Here is a 14,843-nt window from a genome sequence, read left to right on the forward strand (position 1 = left end):
TTTCAGAAGAATTCTTTTTGCGAATATTACGTTTCTGTTAAATTTATGATAAAATCAGAAATTAGGTGAAAAGAATTCGGGTGTAACCTGATTTTGAATATCGAGGAGGAAAAAACGGGAATGTTTGCGCGAGATATCGGAATTGACCTAGGTACGGCTAACGTATTAATTCATGTTAAAGGTAAGGGTATTGTATTAAATGAGCCATCTGTTGTGGCCATTGATCGTAATAGTGGTAAAGTATTAGCAGTCGGTGAAGAAGCGAGAAGTATGGTGGGACGTACGCCTGGTAATATTGTAGCAATTCGTCCACTTAAAGATGGTGTAATCGCAGATTTCGAAATTACAGAAGCAATGTTAAAGTATTTCATTAACAAATTGGACGTAAAGAGCTTCTTTTCAAAACCTCGTATTTTAATTTGTTGTCCAACAAATATTACATCAGTAGAACAAAAAGCAATTCGTGAAGCTGCTGAACGTTCAGGTGGTAAAACAGTATTTTTAGAAGAAGAACCAAAAGTAGCCGCAGTTGGTGCTGGTATGGAAATCTTCCAACCAAGCGGTAACATGGTTGTTGATATTGGTGGAGGTACAACAGATATCGCTGTACTATCTATGGGTGATATTGTTACCTCTTCCTCTATCAAAATGGCTGGCGATAAGTTTGATATGGAGATCTTAAACTATATTAAACGTAAGTATAAGCTATTAATCGGAGAACGTACTTCAGAAGATATTAAAATTAAAGTTGGTACAGTATTCCCAGGTGCACGTAGCGAAGAACTTGAAATTCGCGGACGTGACATGGTAACAGGCTTACCACGTACAATTACAGTATGCTCTGAAGAAATTACAGAAGCATTAAAAGAAAATGCAGCTGTTATTGTACAAGCTGCAAAAGGCGTATTAGAGCGCACACCACCAGAATTATCTGCAGATATCATCGACCGCGGTGTTATCCTAACGGGCGGTGGAGCTTTACTACACGGTATCGACATGCTTCTAGCAGAAGAACTAAAAGTACCAGTATTAATTGCTGAAAATCCAATGCACTGCGTTGCGGTTGGTACAGGTATTATGTTAGAGAATATCGACAGATTACCAAAGCGTGCTTTGAGATAATTTGAAAGAACTAAGGCTAATGCCTTAGTTCTTTTTTTCGTTTTTATATTTTTTTATTTTGTTTTTTTGCGAAAATGGAAGGAAAATAGAGAAATATGAAGGAAACAGGTAAAATATTCATATATATGGTTAAATTTAATATTTCCTTAATTGAAAACGTTTATAATATAATGAATCGAATACGACATTAAGGCAAATAATGTTTCAATACATATTGCCTTTCCCTAATTTGGGCATACACTCTTTTCCACCTCCGTGTCAGTTGCAAAAATGTGCAACTATTTCAATGGAATAGAGTGTGTGCATTTTTTTTTAGGAAGTTGTGCTAAATATAAAATGTTACTTTGTAATGACAAACAATAAACAAAATGGGATAATAGCAATATGTCCAAGTGGTAAGACCAATATTACAAAAGGGGCGATTGTTACATGCTAAATATAGAACAAATTAAAGAAATCATTCCTCACCGCTATCCATTTTTACTTGTTGATAAAATATTAGAAGTAGATGAAGGCAAAAGAGCGGTTGGGATTAAAAATGTATCCGCAAACGAAGAATTCTTTAACGGACACTTCCCTGACTATGCAGTTATGCCTGGTGTACTTATTGTAGAAGCATTAGCACAAGTCGGAGCAGTTGCAGTATTAAAGAAAGAAGAAAACCGCGGAAGACTTGCTTTCTTTGCAGGTATCGACAATTGCCGTTTCAAAAAACAAGTACGCCCAGGTGATCAGCTTCGTCTAGAAGTAGAAATGACACGCGTACGCGGCCCGATTGGAAAAGGAAAAGCAATCGCAACAGTAGATGGTGAAGTTGCATGTGAGGCAGAAATTACATTTGCGATTGGTGATAAAAAAGAATAGATAGTACTAAAAAATCTCCTTGTAAAAAGACAAGGAGATTTTTTTAATTTCTGCTATATAACGATGAAACGATAATATACAAACTAATCAGAAAATTACTTGTAAATAGATGGGAATTACCATATACTTACTTTATTGTTTATCTAGAAAACAGGATAAGTGATAAAGGTAATAAAGAAATAAGGGCATTGTCATATTGTTAAGGTACTTAAATAAGACAAAGTAGAATGTTATTGATTATGATGAAATGTGAGGAAATCAGCAAGAATATTAATTAGACGTATGAAATCGAGCATAAGAGAGAGAAAAGGGAAATGTCGCATTTCACAAAAGGAGATTATGAATATGTTCGGGAGAAAGAAAAGAAAGCCATTACGACAATTAATTACACATAAAGAGCCTAAATCGCGTATTACAGAACAATACCGTAACATTCGTACAAACATTGAGTTTACATCTGTAGATAATCATGTTCGTTCTATTATTGTTACTTCAGCAGATCCAGGTGATGGGAAAACAACAACAATCGCAAACTTAGCAGTTGTTTTCGGACAACAAGGAAAGAAAGTTTTATTAATTGGAGCTGACTTGCGTAAGCCGACGATACAAAACTTATTTGCCGTTCATAGTTCAAATGGGTTAACGAACTTATTATCAGGACAAGCAAAACTTATGCAATGCATTCAAAAAACAGATATAGAGAACGTATACTTAATGGCAGCAGGTCCAATCCCGCCAAACCCAGCAGAACTATTAGGGAGCCGGGCTATGGACGAGGCGTTGCTAGAAGCATATAACATGTTTGATATTATATTAATTGACACACCACCTGTCCTTGCGGTTACAGATGCACAAATACTTGCGAATAAATGTGATGGAATCGTACTCGTTGTACGAAGTGAAAAGACGGAAAAAGATAAAATCGTAAAAGCGAAACAAATATTAGATAAAGCATCAGGAAAAATACTAGGTGTCGTTTTAAATGATAAAAGAGAAGAAAAAGAGCAGTATGGTTATTACTAAAATATAAAAAGCTAACAAAAATTTTGTTAGCTTTTTGTTATTTTCTGAAAATTATTTATCGAGTTACACAGTATGAAAAACGTGATAAAATAAAAATTTTGGAAAATGATTGGAATGTGTTGTCATATTTAAGATTATTTTGTAAGATTAAACTTGTTTCTTGTGAACAAATACAGAACTGAATTATTAAAAATAAAAAATGTAAGATTTATATGTTATAATTTTTCCTATGTGTAAATTTTAGAAAGTTGGAGGAACTTATGGAAGAAACAATTAGTCTAAAAGAATTATTTCATATCTTAAAAAAACGTTTAGCAATGATCCTCGTAATCGCCTTTGGTGCAGCTATTGTAAGTGCTATCATTAGCTTTTTCTTCATGACACCAATCTATCAATCTTCGACGCAAATTCTTGTTAACCAGAAGAAGCAAGAAGGGGCAATGATTCAAGCCGGTGAAGTTCAAACGAATATTCAATTAACGAATACATATAAGGTTATTATTAAAAGTCCAGTAATCTTAGAACAAGTGAATGAAAAATTAAATTTAAATATGACATCTCAAGCGCTAACAGGAAAGATTAATGTTGCAAATGAAAAGGATTCACAAGTAATCTCTGTAACAGCTGAGGATAAAGATCCAAAACTAGCTCGCGATATTGCGAATGCAACTGCAGATGTATTTAAAGGTGAAGTTGCAAAAATTATGAACGTTGATAACGTAACAGTATTATCTAAAGCAGAAGTCGCAGAAAATCAATCTCCAATTAAACCACGTCCAATGTTAAATGTGGTAATTGCTTTCGTTGTTGGTTTAATGGCTTCAGTTGGTCTTGCATTCTTACTAGAGTACTTAGATAACACAGTGAAAAAAGAAGAAGATGTGGAAAACTTACTTGGCTTACCAGTATTAGGAATTGTAGCTCGTATGGATGAAGAAACAATGAACGTGAAATCACACGCTCCATCATCAAGAAAAGTGAGGGGACAAACAATTGGCTCTTAATTTATTTAAAAAGAAAAAAAATCATCGTCAACGCCGTCAATTAATTGCTCATCAACAACCGAAATCACCAATTTCAGAACAATATCGTAATATTCGAACGAATATTGAATTTGCAGCTATTGATACGAATTTACATTCATTAATGGTTACGTCTGCAAACCCAAGTGAAGGGAAAACGACAACGACAGCGAATATGGCAGTTGTTTTTGCTCAACAAGGAAAAAAAGTGTTATTAATTGATGCAGATATGCGTAAACCAGCAATGCATCAAATGTTCCAAGTAGATAATATTTTTGGACTCACGAACGTATTAACACATAGTGAACATTTAGAAAAATGTGTACAAACGACATCTGTAGACAATCTACACTTTTTAGCTTGTGGCCCAATCCCGCCAAACCCGGCCGAATTGTTAGGTTCAAAATCAATGAAAGAACTTCTTGGACAAGCATACAGTATGTATGATCTAGTTATTTTTGATATGCCGCCAATTTTAGCTGTAACGGATGCGCAAATTATGGCAAATGTATGTGATGCTTCTATTCTTGTTGTTCGTAGTGAATCAACAGAGAAAGAAACAGCAGTGAAAGCAAAAGGATTGTTAGAATCGGCTAAAGGTAAATTGTTGGGCGTTGTTCTGAACGATCGTGAACGTGAAGAAGGCTTATATTATTATTACGGTGCAAACTAATTTTAAAGTGAGATATGGTAAAAACATATCTCCTTTTTTCCCTTGAATATGAGCGATATCTCATATTCAAGGGAAAAAAGATCTTTATAGGAGAGAGGGAGGATGAAACAAATGATAGATTTACATTGTCACATTTTACCTGGTATCGATGACGGTGCACAGACAGTTACCGATAGTTTAGCCATGGCACAACAAGCCGTGTCAGAAGGAATACATACAATTGTCGCAACGCCGCACCATCAAAATGGAAAATATGTAAATGAACGTACCTCAATTATTCATCACGTAAAACAACTAAATGATGAACTAAAACAACATAATATCCCACTTACTATTTTACCTGGGCAAGAAGTCAGGTTATATGGCGATTTATTAGAAGACTATGAAGCTGATAAAATCGTTACTTTAAATGAAACAAATAAATATATATTCATTGAATTTCCGTCGAATCACGTACCTCGTTATGCCGAACAACTATTATACGAATTACGTGTAAAAGGAATGATTCCAATTATTGTTCATCCAGAACGTAATGCCGAGTTAATCGAGCGACCAGATAAGTTATATAACATTGTAAATAAAGGTGCATTAACACAAGTGACAGCAGGTAGTTTGCTTGGAAAGTTTGGTAAAAAGATTAAAAAATTCTCACTACAGCTTGTGGAACATAATTTAACACATATGATCGCATCAGATGCGCATAACACGACATCGAGAGGATTTCATTTAGCAGAAAGCTATGGACTAATTGAGAAAGAATTCGGAATGAATGTTATGAGTGATTTGAAAGAAAATCCATACTTATTAATTAGCGGGAAGGCAATTTACAAAGAAGATCCAGAACAAATTCGTCGTAAAAAATTGTTCGGTATTTTTTAAATAAGAATTGGTGATGTCTCCTAACCGTTATCAACGGGGGCACTCGGTCGTGCTGTGGGTAGAAATTTTTATTTCGAACCTACCTTAGACGCTTGTCGTCGGGAGTATGACGTGAGGATGGGTTGGATGCCCATAATTTATTTATGTTAGAAACTCTACTTATGGAGTTGTAAAGACGACCCTATAAGTAGGGTTTTTGTTATTGCTACATATGGATATAATAATATGTTTGGGGGACTAGATTTGAAAAAAGTAAGAAAAGCAATTATTCCAGCTGCGGGACTGGGAACAAGGTTTTTACCGGTAACAAAGGCAATGCCGAAAGAAATGTTACCAATTGTTGATAAACCAACAATTCAATACATAGTAGAAGAAGCGATAGAATCAGGAATTGAAGATATTATTATTGTTACTGGAAAAGGTAAACGTGCTATTGAAGATCATTTTGATCATTCCTTTGAATTAGAGCAAAGCTTACTAGAAAAAGGAAAGCATGAGATGCTAGAAAAAGTACAAGCTTCTTCAAAAATTAATGTTCATTACATAAGACAAAAGGAACCAAAAGGGCTGGGGCATGCAGTATGGTGTGCACGTAAATTTATTGGAAATGAACCATTTGCGGTATTACTTGGTGATGATATTGTACAAGCAGAAACACCATGTTTACGTCAATTAATGGATCAATATGAAGGTACACAGTCGTCAGTTATTGGTGTACAAACAGTGCCTGAAAACGAAACACATCGTTACGGTATTATCGATCCGATTGAACAAAGCGATCGCCGTTATCAAGTACGTCAATTTGTGGAGAAGCCAGCTAAAGGAACTGCACCATCAAATTTAGCAATTATGGGACGTTACGTATTAACGCCAGAAATCTTTATGTTCCTTGAGAATCAACAAACAGGTGCTGGTGGGGAAATTCAATTGACAGATGCAATTCAACGATTAAATGAAGTTCAACGTGTATTTGCTTATGACTTCGAAGGTACACGTTACGATGTTGGGGAGAAGTTTGGATTTATTAAGACGACGATTGAAATGGCACTTCAAAATGAAGAATTAAAAGTTGAATTAATGGAATATATGAAAGAACTTGTAAAAAAAGAAAAGGTACATTCATAAGAGAATGTCCTTTTTTATTATGAGTAAGATAAGAATTATATAAAGAAGGGAACAGGTATATTGAGTTATCGAAAACGGCTCTCATTATTGATTTTATTAGATTCATTTATCGTATTAACTGCCGTGTATTTAAGTTATTGGTTTATACATCCAAATGTATTAAACAAAATTCCTATGACAGTAATTATTAGTTCTATTACATTATTGTGTAGTCATCATGTTTTTGCAGCTATTTACAAGTTGTACAACAAGGCGTGGGAATATGCAAGTATTGGAGAGCTAAAGCAAATATTTAAGGCAATTACGCTATCAATTTTAGTAACAGCAATTGTTCAACAGATTATAAATCAGGATATTTATGTTCGGATTTTAGCGATCGCATGGATGTTACATTTATTATTAATTGGTGGTTCTCGTTTTGTATGGCGTATGTTCCGTGATACATATATTTCAAAAGCAACTGATAAAAAACGAACATTAATTATTGGTGCAGGTTCAGCAGGAACAATGGTAGTGCGTCAATTGCAACATAATAAAGAAGCAGATTTATATCCAATTGCGTTTGTTGATGATGATAGAAATAAGCAAAAATTGGAGATTTATAATGTGCCGGTTGTTGGTACAACAAATCACATTCAAGAAATTGTAGAAGATAATGACATAGAACATATTATTATCGCAATTCCTTCATTAAATAGAGGTCAAATAAACGAGATTTTTGAGAAGTGTAGAAAAACGAAGGCGAAAACACAAATTGTACCGATGCTTGAAGATTTATTAGATGGGAAACTCTCTGTTAATGAATTCCGTGATGTACAAGTGGAAGATTTATTAGGTAGAGAACCAATAAAGCTAGATGATGCAGGAATTGGAGAGAAGATTACAGGTAAAACAATTTTAGTAACAGGTGCTGGTGGATCAATCGGATCAGAAATTTGTCGTCAAGTGATGAAATACAAACCAGCTAAAATTGTTCTTTTAGGACATGGTGAAAACAGCATTTATAATATTGAGATGGAAATGAGAGTTACTTATAAAGATTCTGTGGAAATAACAACAGAAATCGCTGATATTCAAGATCGTCATAAAATCTTTGAAATAATGAAAAAGCATCAACCGTATATTGTGTATCATGCAGCTGCACATAAGCATGTTCCTTTAATGGAGCGTAATCCAGAAGAAGCTGTGAAAAATAATATTTTTGGTACGAAAAATGTAGCTGAAGCGGCAGATACGTTTAAAGTGAATACATTTGTTATGGTTTCTACAGATAAAGCTGTAAATCCGACAAATGTAATGGGAGCTACAAAACGATTTGCAGAAATGATTGTGCAACATATGGCATCGGTTAGTACTGGTACACGTTTTGTTGCGGTTAGATTTGGTAATGTTCTTGGAAGTAGGGGAAGTGTAATTCCTCTATTTAAGAAACAAATTCAAAAAGGTGGACCTGTAACTGTTACTCACCCTGATATGATTCGTTACTTTATGACAATACCAGAAGCTTCAAGATTAGTTATTCAGGCAGGCACACTGGCTAGGGGCGGAGAATTGTTCGTGCTAGATATGGGAGCTCCAGTAAAGATTGTAGATTTAGCTAAAAATTTAATTACCCTTTCAGGTTTTTCTATTGAAGAAATTGGAATTGAATTTACTGGATTAAGACCAGGTGAAAAAATGTATGAAGAGTTATTAAATGAAGGTGAAATTCATCCAGAACAAATTTTCCCTAAAATTCATATAGGAAAGGCTGTTTTAATTGATCAAGGGATTTTAAGGCAGTTTATGAATGACTTTGAAGGAATTAGTAAAGAAGAAATAAGAGAACGACTATTAGATATTGCAAATAATAAAGTAAATCTTAAAAATTAATTCAAGGGAAGGAAGTTTTAAAAATGGGAGACAGAATATTTCTTTCATCACCACATATGAGTGATGAAGGTTATGAAATGCATTATGTGAAGGAAGCTTTCGATACAAATTGGATTGCACCACTTGGGGAAAATGTAAATGGATTTGAAAGAGAATTAGCTATGAAAGTAGGATCTAATGCAGCGGCGGCACTATCTTCTGGAACAGCTGCAATTCATATGGCATTAAAAGCGGCTGGAGTAGGAGAAGGTGATGTTGTTTTTTGTCAAACACTTACATTCTCAGCTACAGCAAATCCAATCATTTATCAAAATGCTACTCCTGTTTTCATAGATAGTGATTATGAAACTTGGAATATGTGTCCTAAAGCATTAGAAGAGGCTTTTAAAAAGTATCCAAATGTAAAGGCAGTTATAGTAGTTCACCTTTATGGTCTTTCGGCAGATATGGATAAGATTGTTGAACTTTGTAAAAAATACGGTGTTACTTTAATTGAAGATGCTGCTGAATCTTTGGGAACTTATTATAAAGGTAAACATACAGGTAGTTTTGGAGAGTATGGTATTTTTTCTTTTAATGGCAATAAAATCATTACTACTTCTGGTGGCGGTATGCTTGTTTCTAATGATGAAGAAAGAGTTTCAAAGGTAAGATTTTGGGCTACTCAAAGTAGAGACCAGGCAAGACATTATCAACACAGTGAATTAGGGTTTAACTATCGTATGAGTAATGTAGTTGCTGGAATTGGTAGAGGGCAACTTAAAGTATTAGATCAAAGGGTTCAAAAGAAAAGATACATATTTGATTTTTATAAGAGAGAACTAGGAAATCTTGAAGGAATTGAATTTATGCCTAGTAATGAGTGGAATGAACCAAACTATTGGCTAAGTTCTATGACACTAAACGGTAAGATCCGTCCAATAGATGTGATGGAAGCCCTTGAAAAAGAAAATATTGAATCTAGACCGGTTTGGAAGCCAATGCATATGCAACCGTTCTTTGAGAAATATGATTTTGTTGGTACAGATGTATCAGAAAAACTTTTTGAGAATGGTATATGTTTACCAAGCGATACGAAGATGACAGAAGCAGATCTAGAAAAAGTTGTGAAAATTATTAAAGGGTTGTGGATAGCATAATGAGGAGTTCTAAAGTTGGCATCTATGGTAGGTTTATAAAAAGGCCGATGGATTTTATACTGTCTTTAATTGCTATTATAATGCTTAGTCCAGTATTCCTTATAGTGGCCTTTCTTGTAAAAACAAGATTGGGTAGTCCGGTATTATTTAAACAAGAAAGACCAGGATTAAATGGAACTATTTTTAAAATGTATAAATTTAGAACAATGACAGATGAAAAAAATGAAAATGGTGAGTTACTACCTGATAGCATAAGGCTTACTAAGTTCGGTAAATTTTTACGTTCGACATCACTAGATGAATTACCGGGGCTTTTTAACATTTTTAAAGGTGATATGTCAATTATAGGGCCAAGGCCCTTATTAGTTCAGTACTTACCACTATATAATGAACATCAAAAGCGTCGCCATGAAGTTAGGCCTGGTTTGTCAGGATTAGCACAAGTTAATGGCCGTAATGCTATTAGTTGGGAAGAAAAGTTTAATTACGATGTTGAGTATGTGGAAAATATGAATTTTATTATGGATTGGAAAATTATCCTTTTAACTATTAAGAAGGTCTTCATTAGAGAAGGGATTAATTCTCAAACGGCAGCTACTATGGAACCATTTAAAGGGAATAGTAAAGGAAGCATAGAGTTATGAACACAAAACTTCTTATAATAGGTGCTGGTGGTCATGGAAGGGTTATAGCTGACATTGCATTAAAGATGAAAAAGTGGGAATATATAGCCTTTCTTGATGATAGTGAAAATATAAAAACTTCAATGGGGATGGAAATAATTGATAAATCCACAAGTGTTTCGAAATACATAGAGGATTATGACATTTTTGTTGGCATTGGGAATAATGTTGTACGCAAAAAGGTCCAGGAAGAACTTGAGGATTTAGGAGCAATTATACCAGTCTTAATTCATCCAAGTGCAATTATTGGAGAACAAGTTTATTTAGGAGCAGGAACTGTAGTTATGGCAGGTGCTGTTATTAACTGTTGTACCAAAATTGGAAAAGGATGCATTATTAATACTGCTTCTACAATAGATCATGATAATAAAATTGATGACTATGTTCATATATCACCAGGTGCGCATTTAGCTGGTACAGTAAGGGTTGGATTGGGTACTTGGTTAGGTATTGGGAGTGTAGTAATCAATAATATTAATATTATTAACGAATGTAAGATTGGTGCAGGTGCTGTAGTAATCAGAGATATAACTGAAACTGGAACTTACATAGGAATTCCGGCTAGGAGAGTAGAGGATGGAAAAGATATTAATATTGGCCAATAACGATGTTGGTTTATATAAATTTAGAAAAGAGTTTATTCAAGAATTAATAGATCAAGGAAATGAGATATTCATTTCACTACCAAACGGATCCTTCGTACAACCCTTAATTGACATGGGATGTACATTTATTGAAACCAAGGTAGATAGACGAGGAATAAATCCCTTTACAGATTTGAAGCTCGTAATGCATTACATAAAATTATTAATGAGTCTTAAACCAAATAAGGTGATTACATATACAGTTAAACCAAATGTTTATGGTGGGATAACATCTCGGATTATGAGGATTCCATATATCGTAAATATTACTGGTGTAGGAACAGCTTTCCAAAAGGATGGCTTCTTAAAAAAAATTATAGTTCGTTTGTATAAAATAGCTTGTAAAAAGGCTAAGGTAGTTTTTTTTGAAAATGAAGAGAATAAGAAAATCTTTATAGATAATAATATTGTGAAAGATGAAATTGCTTGTAAGTTAAACGGTGCTGGTGTAAATTTAAACGAGTTTCAGTTTAAGGAATATCCAATTAGTGAAAAAATTCATTTTTTATTCGTTGGTAGGGTTATGAAAGAAAAAGGTGTGGATGAATTATTTAAGGCTGTAAAGCGTATTAAAAGTGAGTATAATAATGTTATTTTTGATATAGTTGGACCTTTTGAAGATGATTATAGTAGCTTAATATATAAATTGAAACAAGACGGGGCTATTGAATATCATGGGTTTCAAGAAGATGTGAGACCATTTATTGAAAAATCTGGTTGTCTAATTCTCCCATCATATCATGAAGGCATGGCAAATACATTATTAGAGGCTGGAGCCATGGGAAGACCGCTTATTACTACAAATATATCGGGTTGCAAGGAAGCTGTTATTGATGAACAGAGTGGTTTTTTAGTTAAAGTGAGTGACCCATTAGATTTATATGAGAAAATCCTCCGATTTATTGAATTAGATTTTAATGAGAAGAAAGATATGGGGAAGTTTTCGTACCAGCACATTTCAAATACTTTTGATAAGAAAATAGTTGTAGATACTGTAGTTAAAAGAATATTTGAAAAGGGTAATAAATGTATTATGTAAGTAATTTATGGAAAGGTGAAATAATATGGGGGCTCCAATTAGAATATTACAAGTTTTTAACTCAATGAACAGAGGTGGTGCAGAATCTATGATTATGAATCTGTATCGTCAAGTTGATAAAACTAAGGTTCAGTTTGATTTTGTTGTCCATACCTCAAATAGTTGTGCATTTGATGATGAAATTAAACAATTGGGTGGGAATATATATTATATTCCGCGTTTTAAAGGCTATAACTATCTAAGTTATAGAAAGGAATGGAATAAATTTTTTAATATTCATAAAGAATATAAGGTTATTCATGGACATATCGGTAGCTGTGCTGCAATTTATTTGCAAATAGCAAAGGAATATGGATTGTATACAATTGCACATAGCCATAGTACAAAAAAAACAACTAAAAAAATAAAAACTCCACAGGAAATACTATTTCCTGTTTTTTCTTATCCGACAAGGTTTATAGCGGATTATTTTTTTGGGTGCTCAAAGCTTGCAGGAAAGTATCGCTACGGAGATAAAATAGTAGGTTCAGATCGTTTTGAAGTAATTAATAATGCTGTGAGGACTCAAGATTATATATTCAACGAGGATATGCGTATTAAATATAGAAATGAATTTAATTTGAAGGATCAGTTTGTAATTATTCACGTAGGTAGATTCGATGTTCCAAAAAATCAAACTTATTTGATTGATATTTTTAAGGAATATCATAAGGTAAACGAAAGTTCTATATTAGTATTAGTTGGAGAGGGACCATTAAAGAAGGTGCTGGAGGAAAAAGTGAAAGCACTTAATTTACAAGAAAATGTGATTTTTACAGGGATTAGAAATGATGTCCCTGACTTATTAAAAATGGGGGATGTATTTGTTTTCCCTTCAATATACGAAGGATTACCAGTTACCCTTATTGAAGCACAGGCCACCGGATTAAAATGTATTGTTTCAGATACTGTTACTGAGGAAGTCAAAGTGACAGATCTAGTTGAATTTGTAGGCTTAAGTGAGCCTATTGACAGTTGGCTACAAAAGATAAGTGCTGCTTCTAATTCTTACTCACGTGTTGACCGTAGTAATGATTTAGCTATTAGTGGATATGATATTAAAGAAACGGCGGTATTTTTAGAGGACTTTTACATTAATAGACACAATAATGACATGTAGACTGGAGATTAGAAAAGTGTTTGGAAAATAATTTTTTCAGTACTAATGGCTAATATCTATTGATAATTGTGTAATAAAATAATAGCGGATTTACCATTTTACTACATGAAAAATCCATGTTAAATTATGTGGGAAATAATCGCATAAGTAATTATATTATCATTGAAGTGTCTTAAATAATTGGTGTATTTTAAAAAAAAACAGACGATAAGTTAGTTTTTTGACTCTCTAAGTTATTGGAGTATTATATCACAAGAAAAAATAAAAAATTTGAAGAAGAGGGATGCTAGAGTAACTTAATTAATAATTAATTTGGCCTCGCTATACTAAGGGAGCATAAGGAATGAAAATAAGAATTAGTGAAAATACAATTAAAAATATAAACAGTTTTATACAGGCGTTAATTATATCAACTGGATTTTTAGCGGCTATTTTATCTTTGAAATTCCATCTTGAAAGTGGATTTATATTTTTCAGTGCTATATGCGTGTTAGCTATCCTTTTATTAGAAGTGCTAATTACTCAAAAAGTTTATATGCCAAAGAAATTTATTTGGTTTATGGTACATATAATAATATTTTGCCTTCTTACCTATTTAGTAAATAGAAGTGCTACAAGTATTAATTTAATTTATATGTTTTATTATTGTATCCTAGGATATTATGCAATGAGTCTTAAAAGTAATACTGTCATGTTGCTGAAATGTATGATATACATTTCTTCATTATCTATTATTGCCATGGGGGCTATTTTTGAGGATATGGATTTAGGTAGAGCATATAGTATGGTACCAGGAGTAGTTGCGGTTTTAATCTTTTTGAAATTTTATAGTAAAAAGCTAAATATTCCATTATTTGTTTGTATTGTAATTAATTTGGTGAGTATGTTTAAATTGATAATGACTGCAAACCGTGGAGTAATTATTGCAATTTGCTTTACTTTAATTGTCATTTTATTAAACTCTTTTGATAGTAATGGAAAAAAACTTAAAGTTAGCGCAATGAAAATTACATCATATTTTATTATTGGTATTTTAATTTTAGTAGCTATATTAAATTTTAAACAAATACTTGATATTTTATTACAAATATCAAAAAGTTTAAATATAGAGGCTTACTTCTTAGAGAAATTTAAAATATATGTAGAACTAGGAGATGTAACTAACGGGCGTACGGATATTTATGAGGAGACAATAGCTGGAATTATAAAAAGTCCACTTTGGGGCCATGGTATTGGCGTCTTTCATTATGATGAATCTACTAATACAAGTTTTTATCCTCATAACTTTATATTACAATTATTATACGATGGCGGTATTTTATTAGGATTACCTTTCATTGTAAAAGCAATTAGGATAACATTTGCAATTATTGTAGGGCGTATAAAAGAAAAGGATGATTTTTGTTTAGTTGCATTTATGGTTTGTGCGTCTATTCCACAAGTTAGTTTTTCTAGTAATATTTGGATGGTCCCAGCGTTTTGGATGCTATTTGCTGTATTTGATAAGTTACAGAGGAAGATATAGTTAATCGAGCGAGTTAATAATTACAAGTTAGATATTTTATTAATTTAGAAGGTTATAAAAAAATACTTTGATTA

The 14,843-nt window shown here is 33.1% G+C and carries 14 protein-coding genes; all 14 read left to right on the forward strand.

What is annotated here, in order from left to right; genetic code table 11:
• Window positions 1–120 precede the first annotated feature (120 nt).
• The 14 genes from mreB to MRP26_RS13030 all read left to right on the forward strand — a co-directional run bounded on the left by mreB (window position 121) and on the right by MRP26_RS13030 (window position 14,769).
• Window positions 121–1,122, forward strand: a complete 1,002-nt coding sequence (mreB, locus tag MRP26_RS12965; RefSeq protein WP_000457978.1) for a rod shape-determining protein — start codon at window positions 121–123, stop codon at window positions 1,120–1,122.
• A gap of 429 nt (window positions 1,123–1,551) precedes the next feature.
• The gene (gene fabZ / locus MRP26_RS12970; protein WP_000931959.1) at window positions 1,552–1,986 is read left to right on the forward strand and encodes a 3-hydroxyacyl-ACP dehydratase FabZ; all 435 of its coding nucleotides are present in this window, start codon (window positions 1,552–1,554) and stop codon (window positions 1,984–1,986) included.
• Between the two features lie 345 nt (window positions 1,987–2,331).
• A complete protein-coding gene (locus MRP26_RS12975; RefSeq protein ID WP_050844744.1) occupies window positions 2,332–3,009 on the forward strand; it encodes a CpsD/CapB family tyrosine-protein kinase in 678 nt (225 codons plus the stop codon).
• A 260-nt stretch (window positions 3,010–3,269) separates the two neighbouring features.
• Entirely contained in the window at window positions 3,270–4,013 is a 744-nt protein-coding gene (locus MRP26_RS12980) for a YveK family protein (protein ID WP_161114166.1), read from the forward strand.
• The gene (locus MRP26_RS12985; protein ID WP_001207145.1) at window positions 4,003–4,704 is read left to right on the forward strand and encodes a CpsD/CapB family tyrosine-protein kinase; all 702 of its coding nucleotides are present in this window, start codon (window positions 4,003–4,005) and stop codon (window positions 4,702–4,704) included. Before MRP26_RS12980 ends, MRP26_RS12985 begins: the two co-directional genes overlap by 11 nt.
• Window positions 4,705–4,815: 111 nt before the next feature.
• On the forward strand, window positions 4,816–5,583 hold the full coding sequence (locus tag MRP26_RS12990; protein ID WP_161114183.1) for a tyrosine-protein phosphatase: 768 nt from the start codon (window positions 4,816–4,818) through the stop codon (window positions 5,581–5,583).
• A 243-nt stretch (window positions 5,584–5,826) separates the two neighbouring features.
• Window positions 5,827–6,708, forward strand: a complete 882-nt coding sequence (gene bpsC, locus MRP26_RS12995) for a UTP--glucose-1-phosphate uridylyltransferase BpsC (RefSeq protein WP_161114165.1) — start codon at window positions 5,827–5,829, stop codon at window positions 6,706–6,708.
• A gap of 60 nt (window positions 6,709–6,768) precedes the next feature.
• A complete protein-coding gene (locus MRP26_RS13000) occupies window positions 6,769–8,580 on the forward strand; it encodes a polysaccharide biosynthesis protein (RefSeq protein WP_242806188.1) in 1,812 nt (603 codons plus the stop codon).
• 23 nt (window positions 8,581–8,603) lie between these two features.
• Entirely contained in the window at window positions 8,604–9,719 is a 1,116-nt protein-coding gene (locus tag MRP26_RS13005) for a DegT/DnrJ/EryC1/StrS family aminotransferase (RefSeq protein WP_161114163.1), read from the forward strand.
• Complete coding sequence (locus MRP26_RS13010; RefSeq protein ID WP_061661099.1) at window positions 9,719–10,363, forward strand: sugar transferase; 645 nt, start codon at window positions 9,719–9,721, stop codon at window positions 10,361–10,363. Before MRP26_RS13005 ends, MRP26_RS13010 begins: the two co-directional genes overlap by 1 nt.
• Window positions 10,360–11,007 (forward strand): acetyltransferase, encoded by a 648-nt coding sequence (locus tag MRP26_RS13015; protein WP_242806189.1) that lies wholly within the window; start codon window positions 10,360–10,362, stop codon window positions 11,005–11,007. Before MRP26_RS13010 ends, MRP26_RS13015 begins: the two co-directional genes overlap by 4 nt.
• Window positions 10,979–12,085: a glycosyltransferase family 4 protein gene (locus MRP26_RS13020; RefSeq protein ID WP_242806190.1), complete on the forward strand. Its 1,107-nt coding sequence runs from the start codon at window positions 10,979–10,981 to the stop codon at window positions 12,083–12,085. The genes MRP26_RS13015 and MRP26_RS13020 overlap by 29 nt, the downstream gene beginning before the upstream one ends.
• Window positions 12,086–12,110: 25 nt before the next feature.
• Window positions 12,111–13,244 carry a glycosyltransferase family 1 protein gene (locus tag MRP26_RS13025; RefSeq protein ID WP_161114160.1) on the forward strand — a complete coding sequence of 378 codons (1,134 nt, stop codon included), beginning with the start codon at window positions 12,111–12,113 and terminating at the stop codon, window positions 13,242–13,244.
• A 343-nt stretch (window positions 13,245–13,587) separates the two neighbouring features.
• The gene (locus tag MRP26_RS13030; protein ID WP_161114159.1) at window positions 13,588–14,769 is read left to right on the forward strand and encodes an O-antigen ligase family protein; all 1,182 of its coding nucleotides are present in this window, start codon (window positions 13,588–13,590) and stop codon (window positions 14,767–14,769) included.
• The last annotated feature ends 74 nt before the right edge of the window (window positions 14,770–14,843 follow it).

It is taken from the genome of Bacillus sp. CCB-MMP212 (assembly GCF_022748145.1).
GTDB classification, from domain to species: domain Bacteria; phylum Bacillota; class Bacilli; order Bacillales; family Bacillaceae_G; genus Bacillus_A; species Bacillus_A cereus.